Below are 25566 nucleotides of genomic sequence, written 5' to 3'. Positions count from 1 at the left end.
TTGGCTCAGAGGGTATGGGGGCATTACTAGACATACCCGGCCGCGCTCGGGCACACCGGGAGAGACCGCAGAGAACGTGCGGCAGAGCCAGTCTAATGAAGGTGTTCCCGCTGTCTAGCCTTTCATTGCATCAATCTTCAGCGGATGCGGTACGGATTTCGCAGGCGTCAGCGTCATCTGCCTGGTTTACCTCTCCGAGAAGCCGCTCGGCCGCGCCCCGGTGCAGCCCGGCCGACGCGGGGTCGCCGAGGTGGTCGAGGGTGTCGGCGACCCGCAGGTGCAGCGCGGCCTGCAGCCGTGTGTCCTCGGCGCGCCGCGCCCATTCCACGGCCTCCCGGCAGGTGCGCAGCGACTCGTCGGGCCGGCCCGCGTACTCCTGGACCCGGGCCAGTTCGCTCAGCGCCCGCGCCTGGGCGGCCACGTCGCCGAGCTTGCGATGCCCGGAGATCGCCGCGCGCCAGTTCCGCAGGGCCTCGCCGTAGCGGCCCGCGAAGGTGTGGGCGGCGGCGATCCGCCCGTACAGCCGGGCGGCGTCGGCACGCTCGCCCCGGGCAAGCCGCTCGGCCAGGGCCCGGCCGAACCAGTCGGCGGCCCGGTCGTAGTCGCCGAGCTCCAGATGCGCGCCGCCTACGGATTCCATCGCGCGTCCGGCCGCGTACGGGTCGTCGACCTCGCGTCCGGCGTCCAGCGCGGCCCGGTAGCGCACCAGCGCGTCGGCGGTGCGGCCGGTCCGGGCGTCGAGATCGCCGAGGTTGAGCAGGGCGGCGGCCCGTTCGCGGGGCAGCTCACGGCGCTCGGCCACCTCCAGGACCAGGCTGTGGATCTCGTAGAGGTCGGGCGCGGCCGCCTGGGTCCCGACATGCGCCACCATCGCCCGCACCAGCTGGGCCATCAGCCGCCGGGCCAGGGTGTCCAGCTCCCCGTCGCCGACCGCGAGCCGGGCCGAGGCCAGCAGGGCGGGCCGGGTCAGGCGCAGCCAGTCGGCAGCCGCCCGGGGGGTGGGAAAGCGCAGGGCACGCGGCATGTCGAGGAGCTTCTGGCGTGCCTGGGGGCTGTCGGTCTCGGTGATGGCTCGGCAGACCTGGAGCAGCCGTACGGTCCGCTCCAGCATCCGGGCACGGGCCACCTGGAGGTCGGCCGGACGCTCGTGGTGCCCGGCGAGGACGCGGAGCATCGGGTGCAGACAGCCGGGGACCTCGTACTGCGGCAGCGGCGAGTCCACCGCGTGCAGGAAGCCGAGGGCGACGAAGTCCTCCAGGGTGGTGCGGGCACTGTCGACCGAGCAGCCGACGAGGGCGGAGGCGGCCTGTGGGTCGACCAGTCCGGCCGGGGCGAGGGCGAGCAGGCGCAGCATCCGCGCGGCGGTGGCGGGCAGGGCGTCGTAGGCGAGGCGGAAGACCCGGCTCAGGGCGGTTCCCTCGGGGTCGGTGCGCAGTTGCTTGGCGAGGTCCAGGACGGCCGCCTTGGGGCGGGCCGCGAGCCAGCCGCCCGCCAGCATCAGCGCGGCGGGCTGCCCCTGGCACTCCTCGGCGAGGCCCTCGGCGGCCCGGGGGTCGACGGTGATGCGGACCGAGCCGGTGTGCCGGGACAGCAGCTCCACCCCGGACTTGGCGTCCAGGCCGCCCAGCGTGCAGGGGCGGACGTCCGGGATGCCGGTCAGCGGGCCCTTCGAGACCGCCACGACCAGGCAGTCCGGGGTGTCGGGCAGCAGGGCGTCGACCTGCTCGGCGTCGGCCGCGTCGTCCAGCAGGAGCAGGGCGCGGCGGTCGGCCAGGGCACTGCGCAGGGAGTCGGCCAGGTCGTCGCCGCAGGCCCCGGCCGGTGCCTGGTGCTCCAGGGCGGTGAGCAGATCGCGGGCGGCGCGCTCGACGGGTACGGGGGTGCCGTCCGGGTCGGTCAGCCGGGCGCGCAATACCCCGTCCGGGTAGCGGTCGGCGACCTGGTGCACGAGTTCCTCGGCGAGTGCGGTGCGACCCGAGCCGGGCCGGCCGGCGATGAGCAGCACCCGCGCGCGTGGGGGTTTGCGGCCGGCGAGGGTGTCCAGGCCCGCCCGCTCGATGTCGGCGCGCAGCTCCTTCAACTCCCGTGTGCGGCCCAGGAACTGACTCTCGCCGGCAGCGTGTCCGGTCAGCCGCACGTCGCCTGTCTCCACGACCTGATCCGTCACGGGCCACACTCCCGTCCCACGCACGCAAGCCCGCCGGGAATCCGGTTCGGGCGTGCCTCAGAGCCTAGTTCACGCTCTGCAACGTTCCGGGAGGAGCGCGACGGGGACGGCAGCCACATCCCCCGATCGGATCAGCCGATCTTCACACCTTGGAGGGGCGCGGAGGGGCGTGGAGGAGCAGGGCGGAGGCGCCAGGGCGAATTCAGGCCCATTTCACGCCCCCCGTCGGGCCCCGTCCGCTCACGCCCCGTCCGGCACCTTCCGCTCACGCCCCCGTCCGGCCCCGTCCGCTCACACCTCGAACGGCCGCGCCGGCCACGGCGCCTGGGCCGGGCGCAGCGCGTCCAGGCCGTCACCCGCGCGGGCGGCGACCAGGGACAGGACGCCCACCACGAGGCAGTTGTTGTGGAGTTCGCCGGCGAGTACGCCCCGCACGAGGTCCTCGACCGGGACCCGGTCGAGTTCCATGTCGGCCTCTTCCTCCTCGACCGCGAAGCGCTCGCCCTCGGCCTCGGACAGATCGCGGGCAAGGAAGATCCGTACGGCCTCGTCGCAGCCGCCGGGGGTGGTGTAGACGTCGGTCAGCACCCGCCAGTCCTCGGCCTTGACGTGCGCCTCCTCGTACAGCTCGCGCTGCGCGGCGTGCAGCGGGTTCTCGCCGGGGACGTCGAGCAGACCGGCCGGGATCTCCCACAGCTTGTGGCGCACGGGGTGGCGGTACTGGCGCAGGACCAGGACGCGGTCGGCCTCGTCGAGGGCGAGGACGGCCACGGAGCCGGGGTGGACCTGGTAGTCACGGCCGACCACGGTGCCGTCGGGCATGACCACGTCGTCGGTACGGACGGAGGTCTTGTTGCCGACGAAGGGGGTGTCCGTCGCCCGGACCTCCCACTCCTCCGGGGTGTCCTTGATCGTCATGCCTGTCCTTCCACGTACCCGACCCGACCTGCGGAAATGAAACCGGGGTGCACGCCCTTTGAAGGGATGCACCCCGGCCACCGTACAACTGGTGTGTTACTTCGAAGTCTTCCGCTCGACCGAGGCCTTGACGAGCCCGGCGAACAGCGGATGCGGACGCGTCGGGCGCGAGCGCAGCTCCGGGTGTGCCTGGGTGGCGACCAGGTACGGGTGGACGTCGCGCGGGTACTCGACGTACTCGACGAGCTTGCCGTCCGGGGAGGTGCCGGAGAACTGGATGCCCGCCTTCTTCTCCAGCTCGGCCCGGTAGGAGTTGTTCACCTCGTACCGGTGACGGTGCCGCTCCTCGACGTACTCCTTGCCGTCGTACACCTCGCGCACGATCGAGCCCTCGGCCAGCTTGGCCGGGTACATGCCCAGCCGCATGGTGCCGCCCATGTCGCCGTCACCGGCGACGATGTCGAGCTGCTCGGCCATGGTGGAGATGACGGGGTGGCCGGTGGCGGGGTCGAACTCGGTGGAGTTGGCGTCCTGGATGTCGACCAGGTTGCGCGCGGCCTCGATCACGATGCACTGCAGGCCGAGACAGAGGCCGAGCAGCGGGATCTTGTTCTCGCGGGCGTACTTGATCGCGCCGACCTTGCCGAGCACACCCCGGTCGCCGAAGCCGCCGGGGATGCAGACGCCGTCGACGTCGCCGAGCTGCTGGGCCGCGCCCGCCGGGGTCTTGCAGTCGTCGGAGGTGACCCACTTGATCTTCACGCGGGCCCGGTTGGCGAAGCCGCCGGCGCGCAGCGCCTCGGTGACCGACAGATAGGCGTCGGGCAGGTCGATGTACTTGCCGACCAGGGCGAGGGTGATCTCGTGGTCGGGGTTGTGGACGCGGTCGAGCAGGTCGTCCCAGGTGGTCCAGTCGACGTCCCGGAACGGCAGGTCCAGCTTGCGGACGACGTAGGCGTCCAGGCCCTCGCCGTGCACGGTCTTCGGGATGTCGTAGATCGAGCGGGCGTCGGGGCAGGCGACGACGGCGGCCTCGTCGACGTCGCACATCAGCGAGATCTTCCGCTTGATCGCGGTGGGCACCTCGCGGTCGCAGCGCAGCACGATCGCGTCCGGCTGGATACCGATGTTGCGCAGGGCCGCAACCGAGTGCTGGGTGGGCTTCGTCTTCAACTCACCCGAGGGGCCGATGTAGGGCAGGAGCGAGATATGGACGACGAAGACGTTGTCGCGGCCGACCTCGTGCCGGACCTGGCGGACGGTCTCCAGGAACGGCAGCGACTCGATGTCGCCGACCGTGCCGCCGACCTCGGTGATCACGACGTCGACCTCGTCCGTCGCCATGCGGCGGATGCGGTGCTTGATCTCGTTGGTGATGTGCGGGATGACCTGCACGGTGTCACCCAGGTACTCGCCGCGCCGCTCCTTGGCGATCACGGTGTTGTACACCTGACCGGTGGTGACGTTGGCGGAACCGTCGAGGTCGCGGTCGAGGAAGCGCTCGTAGTGGCCGATGTCCAGGTCGGTCTCGGCGCCGTCGTTGGTGACGAACACCTCACCGTGCTGGAAGGGGTTCATCGTGCCCGGGTCCACGTTCAGGTACGGGTCGAGCTTCTGCATCACGACGCGCAGACCGCGGGCCTTGAGCAGCATGCCGAGGCTGGAGGCCGTCAGGCCCTTGCCGAGCGAGGAGGCGACACCCCCGGTGACGAAGATGTGCTTGGTCGTCGAATTACGAAAAGCGGCGGGCGGCATGGCCAAGACGGGGCTCCCGTGGTCGCGGTCTGGGGGTGCGGTGCGGCTGACTGCCGGAGGCTTCTCCGGGGGTCGCCGTCGCTGCGGTTCGGGGGTTTACGGGCCCACCGGTCCACGGGCTACCAGCGTATCAGCGCCTCGGGGCGATGGCTTCCGGCCACGCTCCGCACACACACCGACACGGAGGCGATCACCGTTACCGGTCTCTCACCCGTTGCTCACTCGTTCGGCGTACCCGCCTTGTCCGGAGCGGCACACAGATCATCTGCGTGCGTCGTATCCTGCTCGGACACTCGCTGCCGAGCCCGCCCGGCCCGAACGGCACCACCCACCGCCCGTGAGCGCCGGAACAACGTGAGCTCGTCAGTTCGTTGAGCAAGAATTGGCGCTTTGCGTCACGGCTGAGTGACCTGTTTTGCTTCACAGCTCAACGACGCATTGCAAGACCTGCTGAAACCCCCCTTGACCGCACTAGCGACAGCCCCCTCGTGGGGTGACGTGGCCGTTCGACTGGAGTTGCACGTGGCCGGGCGCATCGAAGACTACGCACTCATCGGAGACATGCAGACCGCTGCCCTGGTCTGCCGGGACGGGACGGTCGACTGGCTGTGCCTGCCCCGCTTCGACTCGCACGCCATCTTCGCCGGCCTGCTGGGCACCGAGGAGCACGGCTTCTGGCGGCTCGGCCCCGCGTACGCCTCCGACCAGCAGCCACCCACCGCCGCCCGGCGCAGCTACCGCGGTGACTCGCTGGTGCTGGAGTCCGAGTGGGACACCCAGCGGGGCACGGTCCGGGTGACCGACTTCATGCCGCCGCGTGACGGCGCCCCGCAGCTGATCCGGATCGTGGAGGGCGTCTCGGGCCGGGTGCCGATGCGCTCGGAGCTCCGGATGCGTTTCTCCTACGGCCGGGTGGTGCCGTGGGTGCACAAGCACGACGGGCGCACGGTGGCCGTGGCGGGCCCCGACTCCGTGTGGTTCGACACATCCGCCGAGACCTACGGCAAGTCGCTGACGACGTACGCGGACTTCACGGTCGCTCCCGGTGACCGGATCGCGTTCACGATCTCCTGGCAGCCCTCGCACAAGGAGCCGCCGCCGCTGCCCGAGCCGGAGCAGTCGCTGGAGGCGACGGAGGACTTCTGGCGCGAGTGGGTCGACCACTGTACGTACCACGGCCCCTACCGCGAGGCCGTGATCCGCTCGCTGATCACGCTGAAGGCCCTGACGTACGCCCCGACCGGCGGCATCGTCGCCGCGCCCACCACCTCCCTGCCGGAGGACATCGGCGGCGTCCGCAACTGGGACTACCGCTACACCTGGCTGCGCGACGCGGCGATCACCCTGTCCTCGCTGCTGCGCACCGGCTACCGCGAGGAGGCCCGCGCCTGGCGCGAGTGGCTGCTGCGGGCGGTCGCGGGCGACCCGGAGAACCTGCAGATCATGTACGGCATCGCCGGCGAGCGCGAGCTGGGCGAGGCCGAGCTGGACTGGCTGCCGGGCTACGAGAACTCCGCCCCGGTCCGGGTCGGCAACGGCGCGGCCCACCAGCTCCAGCTGGATGTGTACGGCGAGGTCACCGAGGCCCTGCACCTGGCCCATATGACGGGCCTCGCGCGCAACGACTACGCCTCGCTGCTCCAGCTGAAGCTGATCCGCTACCTGGAGGACCACTGGCAGGAGCCGGACGAGGGCATCTGGGAGGTGCGCGGCCCGCGCCGCCACTTCGTGCACTCCAAGGTGATGGCCTGGGTCGCCGTCGACCGCACGATCAAGCTGATCGAGTCCGGCGACGCCGACGGCCCGCTGGAGCGGTGGCGGGAACTGCGCGACGACATCCACCGGGACGTGTGCGAGAAGGGGTACGACAAGGAGCGCAACACCTTCACGCAGTCGTACGGCTCGAAGGAGCTGGACGCCTCGCTGCTGCTGATCCCGCAGATGGGCTTCCTGCCGCCGGACGACAAGCGCGTCATCGGCACCATCGAGGCGATCCAGCGGGAGCTGTCCACGCCGGACGGCTTCATCCTGCGCTACCCGACGGAGGGCGACAACGCGGGCGTCGACGGTCTGCCCGGCGACGAGGGCGCGTTCCTCGCCTGCTCGTTCTGGATGGCCGACGACCTGGCGATGATCGGCCGCGTCGACGAGGCCCGCAAGCTGTTCGAGAAGCTTCTGGCCCTGCGCAACGACCTCGGTCTGCTGGCCGAGGAGTGGGACCCGCACCTCCAGCGCCAGGTGGGCAACTTCCCGCAGGCGTTCAGCCATGTGCCGCTGATCGACACGGCACTGCGTCTGACGGCCTCGGGCGCCTACGGCGGCTGACCCGGCCGGACAGCGGAGGGGCGCGCCGCCTCGTGTGACGGGCGGCGCGCCTCGTCATGTCGGCTTGAGCGCGGTGAGGGTGCGCTCCCCCGCCGGGTCGCCGGCCGTGGCCGGGACCAGGGCTATCTCGTCGAGACCGGCCTCGGCGTAGGCGTCGATCCGGGCGCGGACGGTGTCGGCGTCGCCGACGAGGGCGACCGTGTCCGCCGCCCGGGGCGGCAGGGCCCGCAGCAGGGTGTCCCGGTCGGCGCCCTTGGCGGCCAGTTCGACGACCTCGGCGAGTCCCGCCTCGACGAACATGTCGCTGTAGCCCGGCACGGCGAGATAGCCGACGACGCTGCGCAGGACCTGCGTGAGCGTCTCCGGCTCCGGATCCACGGCGGCGGGCAGCCAGGCGGCGAGCCGGGGCGGTGTACGGCCCGCCCGCTCGGCCGCCGCGAGCATGCGTGCCCGCAGGACGCGCACCTGCTCGGGCGAGACGATGTCGAGCAGCAGCCGGTCGGCGTACCCGACGGCGGCCGCGATCGCGCGCTCGCCGAATGCCGCGACGGTGATCTCGCCCCCGGGCGGGGGCAGCCGCCGCGGGAAGCCGCTGCCGGGCACGATCGGCTCGCCCGGCAGGCTGTCCCACAGTCCGCGCACGGCCGAAGCCGACTCCTCGAGGGCGGTGGCGGGCCGGGTCCGCGGGCGGCCGTGGACGCCCTCGACGACCCGCTTGCTGGACGTGCCGAGAGCCACTCCGACGGGCCGGCCGGTGACGGCCGCGGTGGACGCGGCGCCCCGGACGATGGTGAGCGGGTCACGCACCGACACGGGCACGGGCCCGGCCGTCAGCACGGCCTGCTCGGTGGCCGCGCCGATCGCCGCCGCCAGCACGAACGAGTCCCACGTGGGTCCCTCGCCCGCCCACACCTCCCGGTACCCGAGCCGGTCGGCGAGCACCGCGACCCGCAACGGCTCCTCGACCGGACTGTCGTCCTCCCGACCTACCGCCACCACGCTGAATTCCATGCCCGCGCATGTACCCGGAAGATCACGCCCTAATCCGGGGCATGATCGACTCCGTGGCCCGCCGGAGATGTCCGTCGGGCACCCGCGCGGGTAGCGTCCGGCACATGGACAGCGGGACGGACAGCGATCACGACACCCAGGGCGCCGGGATCAGCGTGCAGCGGGCTCTGGAGCTGCCGGGGCTGCGCAGCGGACTGCCCGAGGTGCTGGCGGGCGGCGACCGGCTCGGGCGGTCCGTGCGCTGGGTGCACGCCGGTGAGGTGCCGCACATCGCCTCGCTGCTCAAGGGCGGCGAACTGCTGCTGACCACGGGCTACGGCCTCGGCACCCGCCCGGCCGAACAGCGGGCGTTCGTACGCACCCTGGCCGAGCGCGGGATCGCGGCCCTGGTGGTGGAGCTCGGCCCGCGCTTCACACGGCTGCCCGCCGCCCTCGTCGACACGGCCCGCTCGGCCGGGCTGCCGCTGGTCCAGCTCCATCGCGAGGTGCCGTTCGTCACGGTCACGGAGGAGGTCCACACCGAGATCGTCAACGGCCACTACGCGCTGCTCCAGCGGGCGGAGGAGGTGCACCGGCGGTGTACCGAGGCCCTGCTGGGCGGCGGCGGTGTGCCTCAAGTGCTGGGCATTCTGGCGGACTTCGGCGGCAATCCCGTCTTCCTGGAGACGGCGGACGGGCAGTTGCTGTACGCCGCCGGGGCCGGTCCCGAGGGCGCGGACCCGCTCCAGGTGTGGGAGGGGCTGCGCGGCACGCACAAGGACGAGCCGCCGCTCGCGGGCTCGGTCCTGGTGGACGTGCCGGGCGGCGGGCCCGGCAGCGGCGGTGTCCGCGCGCGTCTGGTCCTGCTGCCGGTGCGGAGCCCGCTGGCGCCCGTGCACCGGATGGCGGCCGAGCGGGCCGCGGGCATCCTGGCCGTGGTGCTGATGCAGGCACGGCAGGAGGACGAGCTGGCGGCGCGCGGGCGCGGCGACTTCCTCACGGACCTCGCCGAGGGCCGGGTCACTCCGGAGGACGCCCCGGCGCAGGCACGTGTCCTGGGCTTCCGGCCGGGCGAGGGGCCGCTGCTGCCGATGGTCATGCGGCTCGGGGACGCCCTGTCCCCGGGGGGAGGCTGGGCCGTGCTGGCCCGGGCGGTCGCCGAGGAACTGGCGTCGGTGGGTGTGCCGGTGCTGCTCGGGGTGCGGCCGGTGGAGGGACGGGTGCCGGTGCTGCTCGGGCTGCGCTCGGAGTCGGAGCGGCCGACGGTCGCGGACCGGGTCGCGGCGGCGCTGCGGGCCGGGGTGGAGCGGGCCGGGATGCTGCGGCCGGGCGGGCAGCCGCCGGTGGTGGTCGTCGGGGTGGCCGGCGGCTGGACGGCGGCGGCGTCGGGTCTGCGGCACGCGGCGGAGACGGCGACCGCGGCCCAGGGCTTGGCGGACCGGCCCTGGTACGACGCCCGCCGGCTGGACATCGACCTGCTGCTGTGGCGGCTGCGCGACCACCCCGATCTGGCCGCCTTCGTCGACCGGGCGCTCGGCCCGCTGCTGGAGCACGACCGCCGCTCCCGGCCGCCGCTACTGCCCACCCTGGCGACCTATCTCGCCCACGCGGGACGCAAGGCGGAGACCGCCCGGGAGCTCCACCTGAACCGGCAGACCCTCTACAACCGCCTGGCACGCATCGGGGAGTTGCTGGGCACCGACCTCGACGACCCGCAGACGGTCCTGGCACTGAGCCTGGCGCTGCGGGCCCGCAGGCATGTCTCCCAGAGTCTCAGGTGACCTCAGGTGAGGGGCCGGGGCTGGGTCAACTCGTCGTAGACGCTGAGCACTTGGGCGACGGTCTCGTCCTCGCTCGGCCAGGTGGCCGCCTGCCGGGCGCTCTTCTCCCGCAGCGACTCCCGGCGCTCCGGGTCGCCGAGCAGGCGTACGACGGAGTCGGCGAGCGCCTCGGCGTTCCCGTGCGGGACGACCTCGGCCGCGTCGCCGACGAGTTCGGGAATGCCCCCGACGTCGGTCGCGACGAGCGGCACGCGCGCGTGGAGGGCCTCCTGGGCGAGGACGGAGCGTGACTCCTCCCACCGGCTCGGCAGCAGGGCGAGGTCGGCGGCGGCGAGCAGCTCGGTGATGTCGTCGCGCCGCCCGATGAGCCGGACGGGCAGCCCCTCGCCCTCGATCCGCTCCTGGAGCTCGCCGCGCAGCGGCCCTTCCCCGGCGATCACGACCAGCGGGACGGGGTCGAGCCGGCGCCAGGCGCGCGCCGCGTCCAGCAGCACGTCGTACCCGCGATGCCGCTCCAGGGAGCCGACGGCCATCAGCAACGGCCGTCCGATGGCGCCGAGTTCGGCACGCACCTTGGGGCGCAGCCCGTCGGGGTCGTCGGGCTCCACGGGCCTGCGGGGGCCGGGCAGCGCGACGGCCGCGAGCCGGGCGTCCCGGGCGCCCGTCCATCGGGCGCGGTCCACGAGCGCCGATGTCGTCCCCAGCACGACGCTGGCCGCCTTCACGACCCGCCGCTCCAGCACCCGCAGCAGATGGGCCCGCGCACCGTCGGCGTGCGCCCGGTCGTGCCACGTCACCACCAGCGGAGTACCCACGCGCCGCCCGCTGAGCGCGAGGACCGCACGGAACGAGGCGTGCAGCCCGTGCGCGTGCACCAGGTCGGCGTTGGCGCAGGCCGCCCGCAGTGCCGCCACCGACACCGGGTCACTGCTGCGCGGAACGTGCACGTGATCGGCCCCGACCCCGCTGAAGTCATAGGCGCGATCCGCCTCATAGGGGGCGCACACCGTGACTTTCACGCCCCTCGCGACGAGCCCCGCGGCCAGCGATCTCACATGCGCACTGCTGGCGGCGTTGCCTCCGCCCAGCACCTGCACGGTGCGCAGCGGCGACTGGCCAGGCGGTGAGTGGCTGCTCACGGGGGTCACGTGGGGCCGGGCTCCTGGTTCGGGTCGGGCGGTCACGACGAACGTACAGAACGAACGAGCGCGGGGAACGCACCGCGCGGTTTCCTCCGTGTACTCCGCCAAGGATGCCAGGACACCGGAGGGTTCCGGGAACGCCGGAACCCCGGCGGCGCGACAGTGGGGCGCGCCATCGGGAGGAATGCGCCGGGCCGCATCACCCACACGAGTGAAGATGGGGCACGCCTGCCCGACCATGCGACCGAACGCCAGTGCGCTTTCCCGCTACATGTCCGCCCGAGCCGTCGCCAGCAACTCCTCCGCGTGCGCCCGGGCCGTCTCGGAGTCCTCCTGGCCCGCGAGCATGCGGGACAGTTCCCGCACCCGGTCCTCCCCCTCCAGCACCTTCACACCGGAACGGGTGACCGAGCCGTCGTTGGTCTTCTCGACCAGCAACTGCCGGTCGGCGAAGGCCGCCACCTGCGGGAGGTGGGTCACGACCACGACCTGCGCGGTCTTCGCCAGACGCGCGAGGCGCCGGCCGATCTCGACCGCCGCCTTGCCACCGACCCCGGCGTCGACCTCGTCGAAGAGATACGTCGGCACGGGATCCGTCCCCGCGAACACGACCTCCACGGCCAGCATCACGCGCGACAGCTCACCACCGGACGCCCCCTTGGCGATCGGCCGCGGCGGCGCGCCCGGGTGCGGGGCCAGCAGCAGCTCCACCTCGTCGGCACCGGCGGGCCCGTACGCGACCGCGCGTCCACCGACCTCGACGCCCTCGGGGTCCTCGGTCTGCCGGATGTCGAAGGACACGCGCGCGTGCGGCATGGCGAGCGAGGCCAGCTCGGCGGTCACGGCGGCGGCGAACCGCTCGGCGGCCTCCGTCCGCGCGTCCGTCAACGCCTGTGCGAGCCCGCCCAGTTCGGACCGCAGCGCGTCCCGCTCGGCGGTCAGCTCCCCGATCCGCTCGTCGTCGCCGTCGAGTTCGGTCAGCCGGGCGGCACTCGTCTCGGCCCAGGCCAGCACCGTGGCGACGTCCTCGCCGTACTTCCGCGTCAGCCCGGTGAGCGCGGCCCGCCGCTCCTCGACGGCCGACAGCCGCAGCGGATCGGCCTCCAGATCGTCGGCGTACCCGGCGAGGTCCCCCGCCGCGTCGCGCAGCAGGATCCCGATCTCCCCGATGCGGTCGGCGAGCGCCGCCAGCGCCGGGTCGTACGACCGTACGGCGTCCAGGGCCCGCTGGCCGCCCGCGACGAGCGTCCCGGCGTCGACGCCCTCGGGGTCCTCCGGATTGCCCGCCAGTGCCGCGTGGGCGGCCGCGGCGGCGGATGCCAGTGCCTCGGCGTGCCCCAGCCGCTCGGCCTCCTCGGCCAGTTCCACGTCCTCACCGGCCCGGGGCTCGACGGCGGCGACCTCGTCGAGCCCGTAGCGCAGCATGTCGGCCTCCTGGGCCCGTTCCCGCGCGCGTGTGGTGATCTCGTCCAGCTCGACGGAGGCGGCGCGCAGCCGCTTGTACGCCTCGCCGTACTTGGCCAGGGGCACGGCGACGGCGTCGCCCGCGTACCGGTCGAGCGCCTGCCGCTGCCGGGACTGCTTGAGCAGCCCCTGCTGGTCGGTCTGCCCGTGCACGGCCACCAGCTCGTCGGCGAGCTCGGCGAGCACCCCCACGGGCACGCTGCGCCCGCCCAGGTGCGCCCGTGAGCGCCCCTCGGCGGAAACGGTACGGCTGATCAGCAGGGCACCGTCGTCGAGCTCGGCCCCGGCCTCCTCGGCGCGTACGGCGGCCGTGGCGTCGTCCGGGACGGTGATCCGCCCCTCCACGACGGCCTTCCCGGCCCCGATCCGCACGAGCGCCGGGTCGGCGCGCCCGCCCAGCAGCAAGCCCAGGCTGGTGACCACCATGGTCTTGCCCGCACCCGTCTCACCGGTGACAGCGGTGAACCCGGGCGACAGCTCGACCACGGCATCGTCGATCACGCCGAGCGACCGTATCCGCATCTCCTCCAACACGGACACGACCTTACGAGGTCGGAGCCAAGGATTGCGACTGGCCCACTCCTGTCACCCACGCGAGTGGTAGCTCTTGTTCCGCTAGTGCGGCGCCCCCCGCCACCCGCTGACAGGCAGCGCGAACTTGGCCACCAGCCGGTCCGTGAAGGACGCGTGGTGCAACCGGGCCAGCCGAACCGGCACAGCTCCCCGCCGCACCTCGACCCGCGCACCGGCGGGCAGCTCCACGGTCCGCCGCCCGTCACACCACAGCACGCCTGGCGGAATGTGTGGCAGAACCTCCACAGCCAACACAGAATCCGGCGATGTCACCAACGGTTTCGCGAACAGCGCGTGCGCGCTGATCGGCACCATCAGCAGCGCCTCGACCTCCGGCCACACCACCGGCCCGCCCGCCGAGAACGCGTAGGCCGTCGACCCGGTCGGCGTCGCGCACACGATCCCGTCGCAGCCGAACCCGGTGACGGGCCGCCCGTCGATCTCGAGGACGATCTCCAGCATCCGCTCGGCGGACACCTTCTGCACGGCCGCCTCGTTCAGCGCCCAGTCCGTGTGCACGATGTCGCCGTTGCGGTGCACCACGACGTCGACGGTCATCCGCTCCTCGACCTCGTACGCCTTGGTCACCACCCGGTCGACGACCTTGTCGAGGTCGTCGCGCTCGGCCTCCGCGAGGAACCCGACCCGTCCGAGGTTGACGCCGAGCATCGGCACGCCCGACGCCCGCGCGAACTCCGCGCCACGCAGCAGCGTGCCGTCGCCGCCCAGCACTATCAGCAGCTCGCACCCGTCGAGGCACTGCGGAGTGGCTTCCTTGACCAGCTCCACTTCCTCCGGCAACGGCAGGTCGCGCGCCTCGGCCTCCAGGACGCGCACGCCGAGACCGGAGCGCAGCAGCCCCTTCACCACGAGCTCGGCACTGCGCACGGCCGCGGGCCGGCCCGTGTGGGCGAGCAGGAAAACAGTACGAGCTCGGTTCTCGGTCAACGCGGCCCCTCCGCCACTGCACGGTCGACATCGGCCGGGTCCAGTTCCGGTGCCCCGGCCCGCAGCCACAGAAAGTATTCGACATTCCCCGACGGCCCGGGCAGCGGACTGGCCGTCACGCCCTTCACCCCGAGCCCCAGTCCCCAGGCCTTCTCGGCAACCCCCCGCACCGCCTCGGCCCGCAGCTGCACGCTGCGTACGACTCCTCCGCTGCCGAGGCGTTCCTTGCCCACCTCGAACTGCGGCTTGACCATCATCACCAGATCGGCGTCCGGTTTCACGCACCGCACCAGGGCGGGCAGGACCAGCCCGAGCGGGATGAAGGACAGATCCCCCACGACAAGATCCACAGGCTCCCCATCGATCGCTTCAAGCGTCAACTCGCGTACGTTCGTACGGTCTTTGACGGTGACGCGTTCATCGTTCCGGAGAGCCCATGCGAGTTGGCCGTATCCGACGTCCACGGCGACGACATGGGCGGCGCCCGACCTCAGCAGAACGTCGGTGAAACCGCCGGTGGACGCGCCCGCGTCGAGCGCCCTGCGCCCCTCGACGGCCAGTCCCCGCGGCACGAACGCCGCCAGCGCGCCGGCGAGCTTGTGGCCGCCCCGGGAGACGTAGTCGGGATCGCCGTCGTCCTGGGTCACCACGATCGCGGCCGCCGTCTCCACCTGTGTGGCGGACTTGGTCGCGACGGTCTTGCCGACGGAGACGCGCCCTGCGGCGATCAGCTGGCCGGCATGCTCACGCGAGCGCGCGAGCTTCCGGCGGACCAGCTCCGCGTCGAGACGGCGGCGTGCGACTCCTGCCACGTTCGGTTCAGCTCCTAGGTCCGTGCTGGTGCGACGGGGGCGCCGGAGGTCCCGGGCGTGCGTCGAGCGCGGTGAGCGCGTCGCGCAGCCCCCGGTGTACATCCTCGTACACCTCGATGTGTCCGTCCGTGGCGAGGTGGTCCGCGTCGCCGAGCCGGTCCAGGCAGGCGTCCACGTCGGCGACGCCCGTGGGGGCGCGGGGCACGTTCAGGGGCGCGGGGGCGGCCGGGTCGTACTCGGGCTCGGTGTCTTCCCGCACCGCCGCCGCTTCGGGCACTGCGTCGTCCATGCCCCGACGCTACCGCGAACCGCTGCGGTACCGTCGTCGCGATGGCCACGATCGAGGAGTGCCGCAGCGCACTCGACAAGCTCTCGGACAACATGCAGCGCGCCGAAGGGGACGTCCGCGACGCCGCGTCCCTGGACCGTTCGGTGAGCTGCCACATCACGGACCTGGACGTCACCTTCGTCGGCCGCATGCGCGGCGGGCGGATCCACGTGCACGAGACCGTGCAGGGGCCGCCGCCCGCCAAGGCCGAGATCAGACTCGCCATGGCCGGCGACGATCTGGTGGCCCTGGTCGACGGCGAGCTGAGCTTCGCCAAGGCCTGGGGCTCGGGCCGGGTGAAGCTGCACGCGGGCGTGCGCGATCTGCTCCAGCTCAGGAAGCTTCTGTAGCCACCTTCTCGGCCGCTGCCTCGGCACGTGCCCGCCGAGCCGCCGGCACCACCAGCGGTGTGCCCGTCTCCGGGTCGTCGATGACCTGGCAGCGCAGCCCGAAGACCTCCTCGACCAGTTCGGCCGTGACGATGTCCTTCGGCGCGCCCTCGGCGATGACGCTTCCCTCGCGCAGGGCGATGAGGTGCGTGGCGTAGCGGGCGGCGTGGTTCAGGTCGTGCAGCACGGCGACGAGCGTGCGCCCCTGCTCCTCGTGCAGCTCCGCGCACAGGTCCAGTACGTCGATCTGGTGCTGGATGTCCAGGTAGGTCGTGGGCTCGTCGAGCAGCAGCAGCGGGGTCTGCTGGGCGAGCGCCATGGCGATCCACACGCGCTGGCGCTGGCCGCCCGAGAGCTCGTCGACGTAGCGCTCGGCGAGTTCGGCGACGCCGGTCTGCCGCATGGACTCCTGGACGACGCGCTCGTCGTCGGTCGACCACTGGCGCAGGATGCCCTGGTGCGGGTAGCGGCCCCGGCCCACCAGGTCGCCGACGGTGATGCCGTCGGGCGCGATGGACGACTGGGGCAGCAGACCGAGGGTCCGCGCGACCTTCTTCGCGGGCATCGACTGGATGACCTGACCGTCGAGCAGCACCCGGCCCTCGCTGGGCTTGAGCATCCGCGACAGTGCCCGCAGGAGCGTCGACTTGCCGCACGCGTTGGGGCCGACGATCACGGTGAAGGAGTTGTCGGGTATCTCCACCGACAGCTGCTCGGCGATCACCCGCTGGTCGTAGGCGAGGGTGACGTTCTCGGCGGACAGACGGTTCACAGTGCTCCTTTGGTTCTTGCTCATATCCGGCCCGCCTTGCGCTCGGTGACCAGCAGCCACAGCAGGTAGACACCGCCGAGCACGCCGGTGACCACACCCACGGGCAGCTGCTCGGCGCCGAACGCCCGCTGCGAGAGCCAGTCGGCGGTGACCAGCAGGGCCGCGCCCATGCACAGGGAGGGCAGCAGGTTCGGGCCGGGCGAACGGGTCAGGCGCCGGGCGAGCTGCGGCGCGGTGAGCGCGACGAAGCTGACGGGACCGGCGGCGGCGGTCGCGGACGCGGTGAGCAGCACGGCCGCCAGCATCAGCAGCAGGCGCACCCGCTCCACCCGGACCCCGAGGGCGTACGACACGTCGTCGCCCATCTCCATCATCCGCAGCCCGCGCGCGTTGCAGAGGGCGAGCGGCACGAGCACGGCGCACAGCCCGAGCAGCGGCCACACCTGGTCCCAGTCACGGCCGTCGAGCGAGCCGGTCATCCACACGACCGCGCGGGCCGCGTCCACGATGTCGGACTTGGTGAGCAGATAGCCGTTGACCGCGGTGACGATCGCGGAGACGCCGATGCCGACCAGCACCAGCCGATAGCCGTGCACGCCCCGCTTCCAGGCGAGCACATAGATCGCGAGCCCGGTCACCAGGCCGCCCACGAGCGCGCCCAGGGCGATCTGGTTGGCGTCCCCGGAGAACAGCACGATCATCGTGAGCGCGCCGGCCGTCGCTCCCTGTCCGAGGCCGAGTACGTCCGGACTGCCCAGCGGATTGCGGGAGATGGACTGGAACAGCGCGCCGCCGAGCCCGAGCGAGGCGCCGACCAGCAGCCCGACCAGGACCCGCGGCAGCCGCAGCTCGTTGACGATGAACTCCTGGCCCTCGTTGCCCTGGCCGAACAGCGTCCGCAGCACATCGGCGGCCGGGATCGGGAAGTCGCCGGTGCCGATGAGCACGACACTCGCCGTGAGCGCCGTGGCCAGCAGCAGGAGCACGACGACCAGGGCCCGCACGTCCAGGCGTATCGAGAGACCGCCGGGGGACCTCACAGCACGGTTGGTGGTCTTCACAGCTGCGCCGTCCTCCGCCGTCGTACGAGATAGATGAACACCGGTCCGCCGAGGATCGCGGTCACGATGCCCACCTGGAGTTCCGCCGGCCGGGCCACGATCCGGCCGATGACATCGGCGCCGAGCAGCAGCACGGGCGACAGGATCGCCGCGTACGGCAGGATCCAGCGCAGGTCGGGCCCGGTGAAGGAACGCACCACGTGCGGCACCATCAGCCCGACGAACACGATCGGCCCGCAGGCGGCGGTCGCGGCCCCGCACAGCACGGTCGCGGCCAGCATGGACAGCGCCCGGGTCCGGTTCAGGTCGGCGCCGAGCGCCTTGGCGGTGTCGTCGCCCATGGCCATGGCGTTGAGCGGCCGGGCCAGGGCCAGCGCCAGGATCGTCCCGGCCAGCAGGAACGGCAGGACCTGTTCGATGGTCGAGTCGGTGGCAGCGGAGAGCGAACCCACCGTCCAGAACCGCATCTTGCCGAGCGCCGCGTCGTCCATGATCATCACGGCCTGGAGATAGCCGTAGAGCGCGGCGCTGATCGCCGTACCGGCGAGCGCGAGCCGCACCGGTGTCGCGCCCCGGCTGCCGCCGAGGAACCACACCAGCGCGCCGACCGCGGCAGCGCCGAAGAACGCGAACCAGACATAGCCGCTGAGCGAGGTGACCCCGAAGAAGGTGATCGCCGTGACGACCGCGGCGGACGCGCCGGCGTTGATGCCGAGCAGCCCGGGGTCGGCGAGCGGGTTGCGCGTGAGCGCCTGGAGAACCGCGCCGGCAAGACCGAGGGCGGCCCCGGCGAGCAGCCCCAGCACCGTCCGTGACATCCGCTCGGCGACGACGACATCGCCGTACGTCCCCGAGTCCTCGAACAGACCGTGCCAGACCTGCCCGAGGGACAGCTCTTTCGCTCCGATCGCGATACTCGCCATAGCGACGAGCACCAGGATCGCGACGGCCAGGACCAGCCCAAAGGCTCGTACCACCCGTCGAGTCGGGGGCGCGGGGGCGGTCTCCGCGCGCTGTTCGGGGGGACTCTCGACCAACACGCAGGTTAGGCTAACCTACCCTGCCTTTCGATCACGATTCCGGATCCGGCCGGGGTCCTCGGACCCACGCACAGCCGTAGCGTGCCCGCGCACCGCGCTTCCCAACCGGTGCTCAGAGGCCCAGCTTCGCCAGCGCCTTCCCCCCGTCCAGCTCGCACGCACCCTCTCCGACGGCCGTCCACGCCGCCGCGCACAGCGCGCGCAGCCCGTCCAGCGCCTCGCCGTCCCCGTCGAGCTCCAGCACCTCCGCGCCGGCCGTCGCCGTCCAGCCTCCGCAGCGGAATCCGCCGTCCTCCAGCGCCTCGATGTCCGGCTGGCCGCTGAGCATCCCCCGCAGATCGGCGTCCACATAGGTCGGCCGGTGCTGCGGCGGCGCGGCCAGCAGTCGCGCGCCGTCGGTGACGCCGGTCAGGACGAGCAGCGAGTCGACGTCCCCGTTGAACGCGCCCTCGATGTCCGTGTCCAGCCGGTCCCCCACCACGAGCGGCCGCCGCGCCCCGGTCCGCAGGATGGTCTCCCGGTGCATCGGCGGCAGCGGCTTGCCCGCGACCTGCGGCTCGGCGCCGGTCGCGATCCGGACGACCTCCACCGCCGCGCCGTTGCCCGGCGCGATCCCGCGCCCGCTCGGAATCGTCAGATCGGTGTTGGAGGCGAACCACGGCACACCGCGCGCGACCGCGTAACTGGCCTCCGCGAACCGGCCCCACGGCAGCTCGGGCCCGCCGAATCCCTGCACCACGGCCGCCGGATCGTCGTCAGCGGACTCGACGGGCACGAGCCCGCGCTCGCGCAGCGCCACCCGCAGCCCCTCACCGCCGATCACCAGCACCCGGGCGCCCTGCGGCACCTGCTCGCTGATCAGCCGCGCGACCGCCTGCGCCGAGGTGATGACATCGTCCGCGCCCGTGGGTATCCCCAGCTTGGTCAGATGCGCGGCCACGGTGTCCGGAGTCCGCAGCGCGTTGTTCGTGACGTACGCGAGCCGCATCCCGCCCGCCCGCGCCTCGGCCAGCGACTCGACGGCGTAGGCGATCGCGCTCCCGCCCGCGTACACGACCCCGTCCAGATCGAGCAGCGCCGTGTCGTACGCCTCGCTCAGGGCCTGCCCACTGCCCTCGGGCCTCGTCCTGACGCTCCGGCTCATCCCGCATCGCTCCTCGTTCGACGGCTTTTCCCCCGATCATCCCCCATGCCACTGACACCCGTACGATGCCGGGATGAACACAGCAGGTCACTCGGAGGCAACGGAGCACCGAGGCCTGGAACTCACCCCGTTCCGAGGCCTTCGTTACGACCCCGACCGGGTCGGCAGCCTTGCCGCCGTCACATCGCCGCCGTACGACGTCGTGGTGCGCCCCGACGGCCTGCACCACCTCGAGTCCTCGGACCCGCACAACATCGTCCGCCTGATCCTGCCCCAGGCCGCCACGCCCAGCGCCCGCAACGAACAGGCCGCCGAGACCCTGCGCCGCTGGCTCTCCGAGGGCGTCCTGGCCACCGACCCGGAACCCGGCCTGTACATCTACGAACAGCGGGACGGCGCCGGCATGCTGCAACGCGGCATCATCGGCACCCTGCGCGTGTCGGACCCCGGCGAGCAGGTGGTGCTGCCGCACGAGGACGTCATGCCGCACATCGTCGCCGACCGCGCGGCCCTGATGCGGGCCACCTCGGCGAACCTCGAACCGCTGCTGCTGACCTACCGGGGCGACGGCTCGGCGAACTCCACGGCGGACCTGATCGAGCGCACCGCCGACCTGCCGCCCCTCCTCTCCACCACCACGGAGGACGGTTTCAGCCACCGCCTGTGGTCCGTCACCGCACCCGCCGACCTGGCCGCGATCCAGACCGACCTGGCCCGTCACCAGGCCCTCATCGCCGACGGCCACCATCGCTGGGCGACCTACCGCCGGCTCCGCGCGGAACACCCCTCCCCCAGCCCGTGGGACCACGGCCTGGTCCTCCTGGTCGACACGGCCCGCTATCCCCTCCGGGTCCGCGCCATCCACCGTCTCCTCCACGACCTGCCGGTCGACCGGGCCGTGGCGGCCCTGCACGGCCTGTTCCGGGTACGCCGCCTGGTGGCCTCCCTGCCCGAGGCCCTTGAGGTCTTGGCGGACGCGGCCTGCGAGGGCAACGCGTTCCTGCTGGCCGGCGACGGTTCCTTCCATCTCGTCGACCGCCCGGACCCGGATCTCCTCGCCCGTACGATCCCCGCCGACCGCCCCGCCGCCTGGCGCACGCTCGACGCGACGGTCCTGCACGCCACGCTCCTCGAACACGTCTGGCACATCCCCGAGGACTCCCCCGCCCACATCGCCTACATCCACGACACGGCCGCCACGGTCGCCAAGGCGGAGCGCGACGGCGGTACGGCCGTCCTGATGCACCCGGTCCGCGAGGAGGTCGTCCGCGACCTGGCCCGCCAGGGCATCACGATGCCGCGCAAGTCGACATCGTTCGGCCCGAAACCGGCCTCGGGCCTGGTGCTGCGCACGCTGGACCTCTGAGAACCCCTGAACACAAAAAAAGGGGGGGCGGATCCCCACCGGGATCCGCCCCCCTTCAACTCAACCGGACGTCAGTCCTTCTGCTCCCCCTCGGAGGGGGAGTCCGCGTCGTCGCTCTTGTCGTCGGTGTCGCTCTCGTCGTCGGTCATGACGTCGACGAACTCCACCCCGTCCAGCTCGGCGAGCCGGTCCGACGCGTCCGTGCTGCCGTCCCGGTCGGCCTCCACGGCCTTCGCGAACCACTCCCGCGCCTCGCTCTCCCGTCCGGCGGCGAGCAGCGCGTCGGCGTAGGCGTACCGCAGCCGCGCGGTCCAGGGCTGCACGGAGTTGGCGGCCAGCTCGGGGCTCTGCAGCGTCACGATGGCCGCGTCCAGCTGCTCCATGTCACGCCGGGCACCGGCCGCGACGAGCCGCATCTCGACCTGTCCGGCCTTGTCGAGCTTGTGCACCTCGGGGGCACCGGCCATGTCCAGCGCCTTCTCCGGCCGCCCGAGCCCACGCTCGCAGTCGGCCATGACGGGCCACAGGTCGATGTTCCCGGTCATCCGCTTGGCGGCCCGGAACTCGGCCAGCGCCTCGCCGTACTTCTGGGTGGCGTACGCGGCGAACCCGGCGGCCTCGCGCACGGCGGCGACACGCGATGCCAGCCGCAGCGCGACCCGCGAGTAGCCGTACGCGCCCTCGGGGTCCTCGTCGAGGAGCCGCGCGACCATCACCAGGTTCCTGGCGACGTCGTCCGCGAGCGTCTTCGGCAGGCTCTGCAGCTCCTGCCGTACGTCCTTGTCGATCTCGTCGCCCGTGACGTCCTCGGGGATCGGCAGCCGCTTGATCGGCTCCCGGTCCCGCTCCCGCTCCTCACGGAACCGGCCGCCGCCACGGCGGTCGTCGCGCCGGTCGTCGCGGCCGCGGAAACCACCACGGTCACCGCCCTCACGCCGGAAGCCACGATCGCGGTCGTCCCGCCGCGGCCCACGGTCGTCACGCCCACGGAAACCACCACGGTCGCCGCGGTCCCCACCACGGTCGTCGCGACGGAAGTCACCGCGCTCGCCTCGAGGAGCGTCGTCGCGACGGAAGCCACCACCACGCCCGCCTCGACCGGCGTCGTCCCGACGGAAACCGCCACGCTCCCCGCGGTCGTCCCCACGGCGCTCGTCGCGCCGGTCGTCACGACGGTCGTCACGACGGAAGCCACCGCGGTCCCGGTCGTCGCGACGCTCTCCACGGTCGTCGCGCCGGAACGCGGGACGGTCACCGCGGTCGTCACGCCGGAACCCGCCGCGATCGCGGTCGTCCCTGCGCGGTCCCCGGTCCCGGTCGTCGCGCCTGTCGTCACGCCGGAAGCCACCGCGGTTGTCGTCACGGCCACGGCTGTCGTCACGCCGATCGTCACGACGGTCATCCCGTCGGAAGCCACCGCGCGGTCCACGGTCGTCTCCACGACGGGCATCGCCCCGGCGGTCGTCGCGCCGGCCGTAGCCGCCGCCACGGTTGTCGTCACGACCACGGCTGTCGTCACGCCTGTCGTCACGACGGTCGTCACGCCGGAAGCCACCGCGGTCCCGGTCGTCGCGACGCTCTCCACGGTCGTCGCGCCGGAACGCGGGACGGTCACCGCGGTCGTCACGCCGGAACCCGCCGCGATCGCGGTCGTCCCTGCGCGGTCCCCGGTCTCGGTCGTCGCGCCGACCGAAACCGCCACCACGGCTGTCGTCACGACCACGGCTGTCGTCACGCCGATCGTCACGACGGTCATCGCGCCTGTCGTCCCGTCGGAACCCACCGCGCTCACCGCGGTCGGCACGATCGCCTCGGTCACCTTCACGACGGCCGAAGCCACCACGGTCGTTGTCGCGGCGGTTGTTGTCGCGACGGAAGCCCCCACGGTCTCCACGGTCCCCGCGCTGACCGCCGCGGTCGCTCCGGTCCCCCTCCCGTCGCCGCTGGTCGCGCTCCGGTCGGTCGTCGGGAGAGTTGGTGGACATGGTGACTCCTGTCTTCGGTACCGCAAGTCATTCTCGCGCAGCCGGCTACCCGGTGCGCACCGCAAAAACAAAAAAGGACCCCTGGTCCCAGCTGAACGCTGGGACCAGGGGTCCTTTCCAAAGATTGTTCGGCGGCGTCCTACTCTCCCACAGGGTCCCCCCTGCAGTACCATCGGCGCTGTAAGGCTTAGCTTCCGGGTTCGAAATGTAACCGGGCGTTTCCCCTACGCTATAACCACCGAAACCCTAATGGTTTCGAGCGAACAAGCACACTCTTTAATTGTTCGTTCTGCTCAAACCGACAACTGTTCGTTGTCTCAGAACTGACACAGTGGACGCGAGCAACTGAGGACAAGCCCTCGGCCTATTAGTACCGGTCAACTCCACACGTTACCGTGCTTCCATATCCGGCCTATCAACCCAGTCGTCTACTGGGAGCCTTACCCTCTCAAGGAGGTGGGAATACTCATCTCGAAGCAGGCTTCCCGCTTAGATGCTTTCAGCGGTTATCCCTCCCGAACGTAGCCAACCAGCCATGCCCTTGGCAGAACAACTGGCACACCAGAGGTTCGTCCGTCCCGGTCCTCTCGTACTAGGGACAGCCCTTCTCAATATTCCTACGCGCACAGCGGATAGGGACCGAACTGTCTCACGACGTTCTAAACCCAGCTCGCGTACCGCTTTAATGGGCGAACAGCCCAACCCTTGGGACCGACTCCAGCCCCAGGATGCGACGAGCCGACATCGAGGTGCCAAACCATCCCGTCGATATGGACTCTTGGGGAAGATCAGCCTGTTATCCCCGGGGTACCTTTTATCCGTTGAGCGACGGCGCTTCCACAAGCCACCGCCGGATCACTAGTCCCGACTTTCGTCCCTGCTCGACCCGTCGGTCTCACAGTCAAGCTCCCTTGTGCACTTACACTCAACACCTGATTGCCAACCAGGCTGAGGGAACCTTTGGGCGCCTCCGTTACTCTTTAGGAGGCAACCGCCCCAGTTAAACTACCCATCAGACACTGTCCCTGATCCGGATCACGGACCCAGGTTAGACATCCAGCACGACCAGACTGGTATTTCAACGACGACTCCACCCACACTGGCGTGCGAGTTTCAAAGTCTCCCAGCTATCCTACACAAGCCGAACCGAACACCAATATCAAACTGTAGTAAAGGTCCCGGGGTCTTTCCGTCCTGCTGCGCGAAACGAGCATCTTTACTCGTAGTGCAATTTCACCGGGCCTATGGTTGAGACAGTCGAGAAGTCGTTACGCCATTCGTGCAGGTCGGAACTTACCCGACAAGGAATTTCGCTACCTTAGGATGGTTATAGTTACCACCGCCGTTTACTGGCGCTTAAGTTCTCAGCTTCGCCACCCCGAAGAGTGACTAACCGGTCCCCTTAACGTTCCAGCACCGGGCAGGCGTCAGTCCGTATACATCGCCTTACGGCTTCGCACGGACCTGTGTTTTTAGTAAACAGTCGCTTCTCGCTGGTCTCTGCGGCCACCCCCAGCTCAGAGCGCAAAGCTCATCACCGGATGTGGCCCCCCTTCTCCCGAAGTTACGGGGGCATTTTGCCGAGTTCCTTAACCATAGTTCACCCGAACGCCTCGGTATTCTCTACCTGACCACCTGAGTCGGTTTAGGGTACGGGCCGCCATGAAACTCGCTAGAGGCTTTTCTCGACAGCATAGGATCATCCACTTCACCACAATCGGCTCGGCATCAGGTCTCAGCCACAAGTGCGACGGATTTACCTATCGCACGGCCTACACCCTTACCCCGGGACAACCACCGCCCGGGATGGACTACCTTCCTGCGTCACCCCATCACTCACCTACTACCAACTTGGGTCACCGGCTCCACCACTTTCCTTTCCCCGAAGGGTCCGGAACGGCTTCACGGGCTTAGCATCACTGGATTCGATGTTTGACGCTTCACAGCGGGTACCGGAATATCAACCGGTTATCCATCGACTACGCCTGTCGGCCTCGCCTTAGGTCCCGACTTACCCTGGGCAGATCAGCTTGACCCAGGAACCCTTAGTCAATCGGCGCACACGTTTCTCACGTGTGAATCGCTACTCATGCCTGCATTCTCACTCGTCAACCGTCCACAACTCGCTTACGCGGCTGCTTCACCCGGCAGACGACGCTCCCCTACCCATCACAGCACCCGTTGGGGCTTATTGCTGCAATGACACGACTTCGGCGGTACGCTTGAGCCCCGCTACATTGTCGGCGCGGAATCACTAGACCAGTGAGCTATTACGCACTCTTTCAAGGGTGGCTGCTTCTAAGCCAACCTCCTGGTTGTCTCTGCGACTCCACATCCTTTCCCACTTAGCGTACGCTTAGGGGCCTTAGTCGATGCTCTGGGCTGTTTCCCTCTCGACCATGGAGCTTATCCCCCACAGTCTCACTGCCGCGCTCTCACTTACCGGCATTCGGAGTTTGGCTAAGGTCAGTAACCCGGTAGGGCCCATCGCCTATCCAGTGCTCTACCTCCGGCAAGAAACACACGACGCTGCACCTAAATGCATTTCGGGGAGAACCAGCTATCACGGAGTTTGATTGGCCTTTCACCCCTAACCACAGGTCATC

General features: G+C 70.9%; 19 protein-coding genes and 2 rRNA genes (1 of these 21 only partly in view). 4 read left to right on the top strand and 17 right to left on the bottom strand.

The window, feature by feature from the left end; genetic code table 11:
- Positions 1-130: 130 nt before the first annotated feature.
- From NNW99_RS30445 to NNW99_RS30435, 3 genes are all read right to left on the bottom strand, one after another.
- Positions 131-2167: a tetratricopeptide repeat protein gene (locus tag NNW99_RS30445; protein ID WP_215122369.1), complete on the bottom strand. Its 2037-nt coding sequence runs from the start codon at positions 2165-2167 to the stop codon at positions 131-133.
- A gap of 291 nt (positions 2168-2458) precedes the next feature.
- Entirely contained in the window at positions 2459-3085 is a 627-nt protein-coding gene (locus NNW99_RS30440; protein ID WP_215122368.1) for an NUDIX hydrolase, read from the bottom strand.
- Between the two features lie 96 nt (positions 3086-3181).
- On the bottom strand, positions 3182-4840 hold the full coding sequence (locus tag NNW99_RS30435) for a CTP synthase (RefSeq protein WP_215124514.1): 1659 nt from the start codon (positions 4838-4840) through the stop codon (positions 3182-3184).
- A 522-nt stretch (positions 4841-5362) separates the two neighbouring features.
- Between NNW99_RS30435 and NNW99_RS30430 the strand changes: the two genes are divergently transcribed.
- The gene (locus NNW99_RS30430) at positions 5363-7165 is read left to right on the top strand and encodes a glycoside hydrolase family 15 protein (RefSeq protein ID WP_215124513.1); all 1803 of its coding nucleotides are present in this window, start codon (positions 5363-5365) and stop codon (positions 7163-7165) included.
- A 54-nt stretch (positions 7166-7219) separates the two neighbouring features.
- Here the strand turns inward: NNW99_RS30430 and NNW99_RS30425 are convergent, their stop codons facing one another.
- Positions 7220-8176: an LLM class F420-dependent oxidoreductase gene (locus NNW99_RS30425; RefSeq protein ID WP_215122367.1), complete on the bottom strand. Its 957-nt coding sequence runs from the start codon at positions 8174-8176 to the stop codon at positions 7220-7222.
- A 104-nt stretch (positions 8177-8280) separates the two neighbouring features.
- Here NNW99_RS30425 and NNW99_RS30420 point away from each other — a divergent pair, with 104 nt between their 5' ends.
- The gene (locus tag NNW99_RS30420) at positions 8281-9936 is read left to right on the top strand and encodes a PucR family transcriptional regulator (RefSeq protein ID WP_215122366.1); all 1656 of its coding nucleotides are present in this window, start codon (positions 8281-8283) and stop codon (positions 9934-9936) included.
- A gap of 2 nt (positions 9937-9938) precedes the next feature.
- Here the strand turns inward: NNW99_RS30420 and NNW99_RS30415 are convergent, their stop codons facing one another.
- The 5 genes from NNW99_RS30415 to NNW99_RS30395 form a co-directional block, all read right to left on the bottom strand.
- A complete protein-coding gene (locus NNW99_RS30415; RefSeq protein WP_215122365.1) occupies positions 9939-11084 on the bottom strand; it encodes a glycosyltransferase family 4 protein in 1146 nt (381 codons plus the stop codon).
- A 261-nt stretch (positions 11085-11345) separates the two neighbouring features.
- Positions 11346-13064, bottom strand: a complete 1719-nt coding sequence (gene recN, locus NNW99_RS30410; RefSeq protein ID WP_215124512.1) for a DNA repair protein RecN — start codon at positions 13062-13064, stop codon at positions 11346-11348.
- A 93-nt stretch (positions 13065-13157) separates the two neighbouring features.
- Entirely contained in the window at positions 13158-14063 is a 906-nt protein-coding gene (locus NNW99_RS30405) for an NAD kinase (protein WP_215122364.1), read from the bottom strand.
- On the bottom strand, positions 14060-14875 hold the full coding sequence (locus NNW99_RS30400) for a TlyA family RNA methyltransferase (RefSeq protein WP_215122363.1): 816 nt from the start codon (positions 14873-14875) through the stop codon (positions 14060-14062). The genes NNW99_RS30405 and NNW99_RS30400 overlap by 4 nt, the downstream gene beginning before the upstream one ends.
- 7 nt (positions 14876-14882) lie before the next feature.
- Positions 14883-15164, bottom strand: coding sequence for a hypothetical protein (locus tag NNW99_RS30395; protein ID WP_215122362.1), 282 nt, complete (start codon positions 15162-15164; stop codon positions 14883-14885).
- Between the two features lie 41 nt (positions 15165-15205).
- On the opposite strand from NNW99_RS30395, the gene NNW99_RS30390 reads away from it, so the two are divergent.
- The gene (locus NNW99_RS30390; RefSeq protein WP_215122361.1) at positions 15206-15553 is read left to right on the top strand and encodes a sterol-binding protein; all 348 of its coding nucleotides are present in this window, start codon (positions 15206-15208) and stop codon (positions 15551-15553) included.
- Here NNW99_RS30390 and NNW99_RS30385 read toward each other — a convergent pair.
- From NNW99_RS30385 to NNW99_RS30370, 4 genes are all read right to left on the bottom strand, one after another.
- Entirely contained in the window at positions 15537-16388 is an 852-nt protein-coding gene (locus NNW99_RS30385) for an ABC transporter ATP-binding protein (protein ID WP_215122360.1), read from the bottom strand. The two genes, NNW99_RS30390 and NNW99_RS30385, sit on opposite strands and share 17 nt — an antisense overlap.
- On the bottom strand, positions 16385-17425 hold the full coding sequence (locus NNW99_RS30380; RefSeq protein ID WP_215122359.1) for an iron chelate uptake ABC transporter family permease subunit: 1041 nt from the start codon (positions 17423-17425) through the stop codon (positions 16385-16387). Before NNW99_RS30380 ends, NNW99_RS30385 begins: the two co-directional genes overlap by 4 nt.
- Entirely contained in the window at positions 17422-18465 is a 1044-nt protein-coding gene (locus tag NNW99_RS30375) for an iron ABC transporter permease (RefSeq protein ID WP_215122358.1), read from the bottom strand. Before NNW99_RS30375 ends, NNW99_RS30380 begins: the two co-directional genes overlap by 4 nt.
- Positions 18466-18577: 112 nt before the next feature.
- A complete protein-coding gene (locus tag NNW99_RS30370; protein ID WP_215122357.1) occupies positions 18578-19609 on the bottom strand; it encodes an HAD hydrolase-like protein in 1032 nt (343 codons plus the stop codon).
- A gap of 73 nt (positions 19610-19682) precedes the next feature.
- Here NNW99_RS30370 and NNW99_RS30365 point away from each other — a divergent pair, with 73 nt between their 5' ends.
- On the top strand, positions 19683-20975 hold the full coding sequence (locus NNW99_RS30365; RefSeq protein ID WP_215122356.1) for a DUF1015 domain-containing protein: 1293 nt from the start codon (positions 19683-19685) through the stop codon (positions 20973-20975).
- 71 nt (positions 20976-21046) lie between these two features.
- On the opposite strand, the gene NNW99_RS30360 is transcribed toward NNW99_RS30365, so the two are convergent.
- From NNW99_RS30360 to NNW99_RS30345, 4 genes are all read right to left on the bottom strand, one after another.
- Positions 21047-21796 (bottom strand): tetratricopeptide repeat protein, encoded by a 750-nt coding sequence (locus tag NNW99_RS30360; protein ID WP_215124510.1) that lies wholly within the window; start codon positions 21794-21796, stop codon positions 21047-21049.
- Positions 21688-22860: a hypothetical protein gene (locus NNW99_RS30355; protein WP_251058144.1), complete on the bottom strand. Its 1173-nt coding sequence runs from the start codon at positions 22858-22860 to the stop codon at positions 21688-21690. The genes NNW99_RS30360 and NNW99_RS30355 overlap by 109 nt, the downstream gene beginning before the upstream one ends.
- A gap of 226 nt (positions 22861-23086) precedes the next feature.
- Positions 23087-23203, bottom strand: a 5S ribosomal RNA gene (rrf, locus tag NNW99_RS30350).
- 104 nt (positions 23204-23307) lie between these two features.
- A 23S ribosomal RNA gene (locus NNW99_RS30345) occupies positions 23308-25566 on the bottom strand (it continues 863 nt past the right edge of the window).

It is taken from the genome of Streptomyces sp. CRCS-T-1 (assembly GCF_024442335.1).
Taxonomy (GTDB): Bacteria; Actinomycetota; Actinomycetes; order Streptomycetales; family Streptomycetaceae; genus Streptomyces; species Streptomyces koelreuteriae.
This window is presented reverse-complemented; position numbering and strand designations above follow the sequence as displayed.

Coding starts and splice junctions, on each gene's coding strand:
- NNW99_RS30440 (WP_215122368.1), bottom strand. CDS start 3,085: ATGACGATCAAGGACACCCCGGAGGAGTGGGAGGTCCGGGCGACGGAC.
- NNW99_RS30435 (WP_215124514.1), bottom strand. CDS start 4,840: ATGCCGCCCGCCGCTTTTCGTAATTCGACGACCAAGCACATCTTCGTC.
- NNW99_RS30425 (WP_215122367.1), bottom strand. CDS start 8,176: ATGGAATTCAGCGTGGTGGCGGTAGGTCGGGAGGACGACAGTCCGGTC.
- NNW99_RS30420 (WP_215122366.1), top strand. CDS start 8,281: ATGGACAGCGGGACGGACAGCGATCACGACACCCAGGGCGCCGGGATC.
- recN (WP_215124512.1), bottom strand. CDS start 13,064: ATGCGGATACGGTCGCTCGGCGTGATCGACGATGCCGTGGTCGAGCTG.
- NNW99_RS30395 (WP_215122362.1), bottom strand. CDS start 15,164: ATGGACGACGCAGTGCCCGAAGCGGCGGCGGTGCGGGAAGACACCGAG.
- NNW99_RS30390 (WP_215122361.1), top strand. CDS start 15,206: ATGGCCACGATCGAGGAGTGCCGCAGCGCACTCGACAAGCTCTCGGAC.
- NNW99_RS30385 (WP_215122360.1), bottom strand. CDS start 16,388: ATGAGCAAGAACCAAAGGAGCACTGTGAACCGTCTGTCCGCCGAGAAC.
- NNW99_RS30370 (WP_215122357.1), bottom strand. CDS start 19,609: ATGAGCCGGAGCGTCAGGACGAGGCCCGAGGGCAGTGGGCAGGCCCTG.
- NNW99_RS30365 (WP_215122356.1), top strand. CDS start 19,683: ATGAACACAGCAGGTCACTCGGAGGCAACGGAGCACCGAGGCCTGGAA.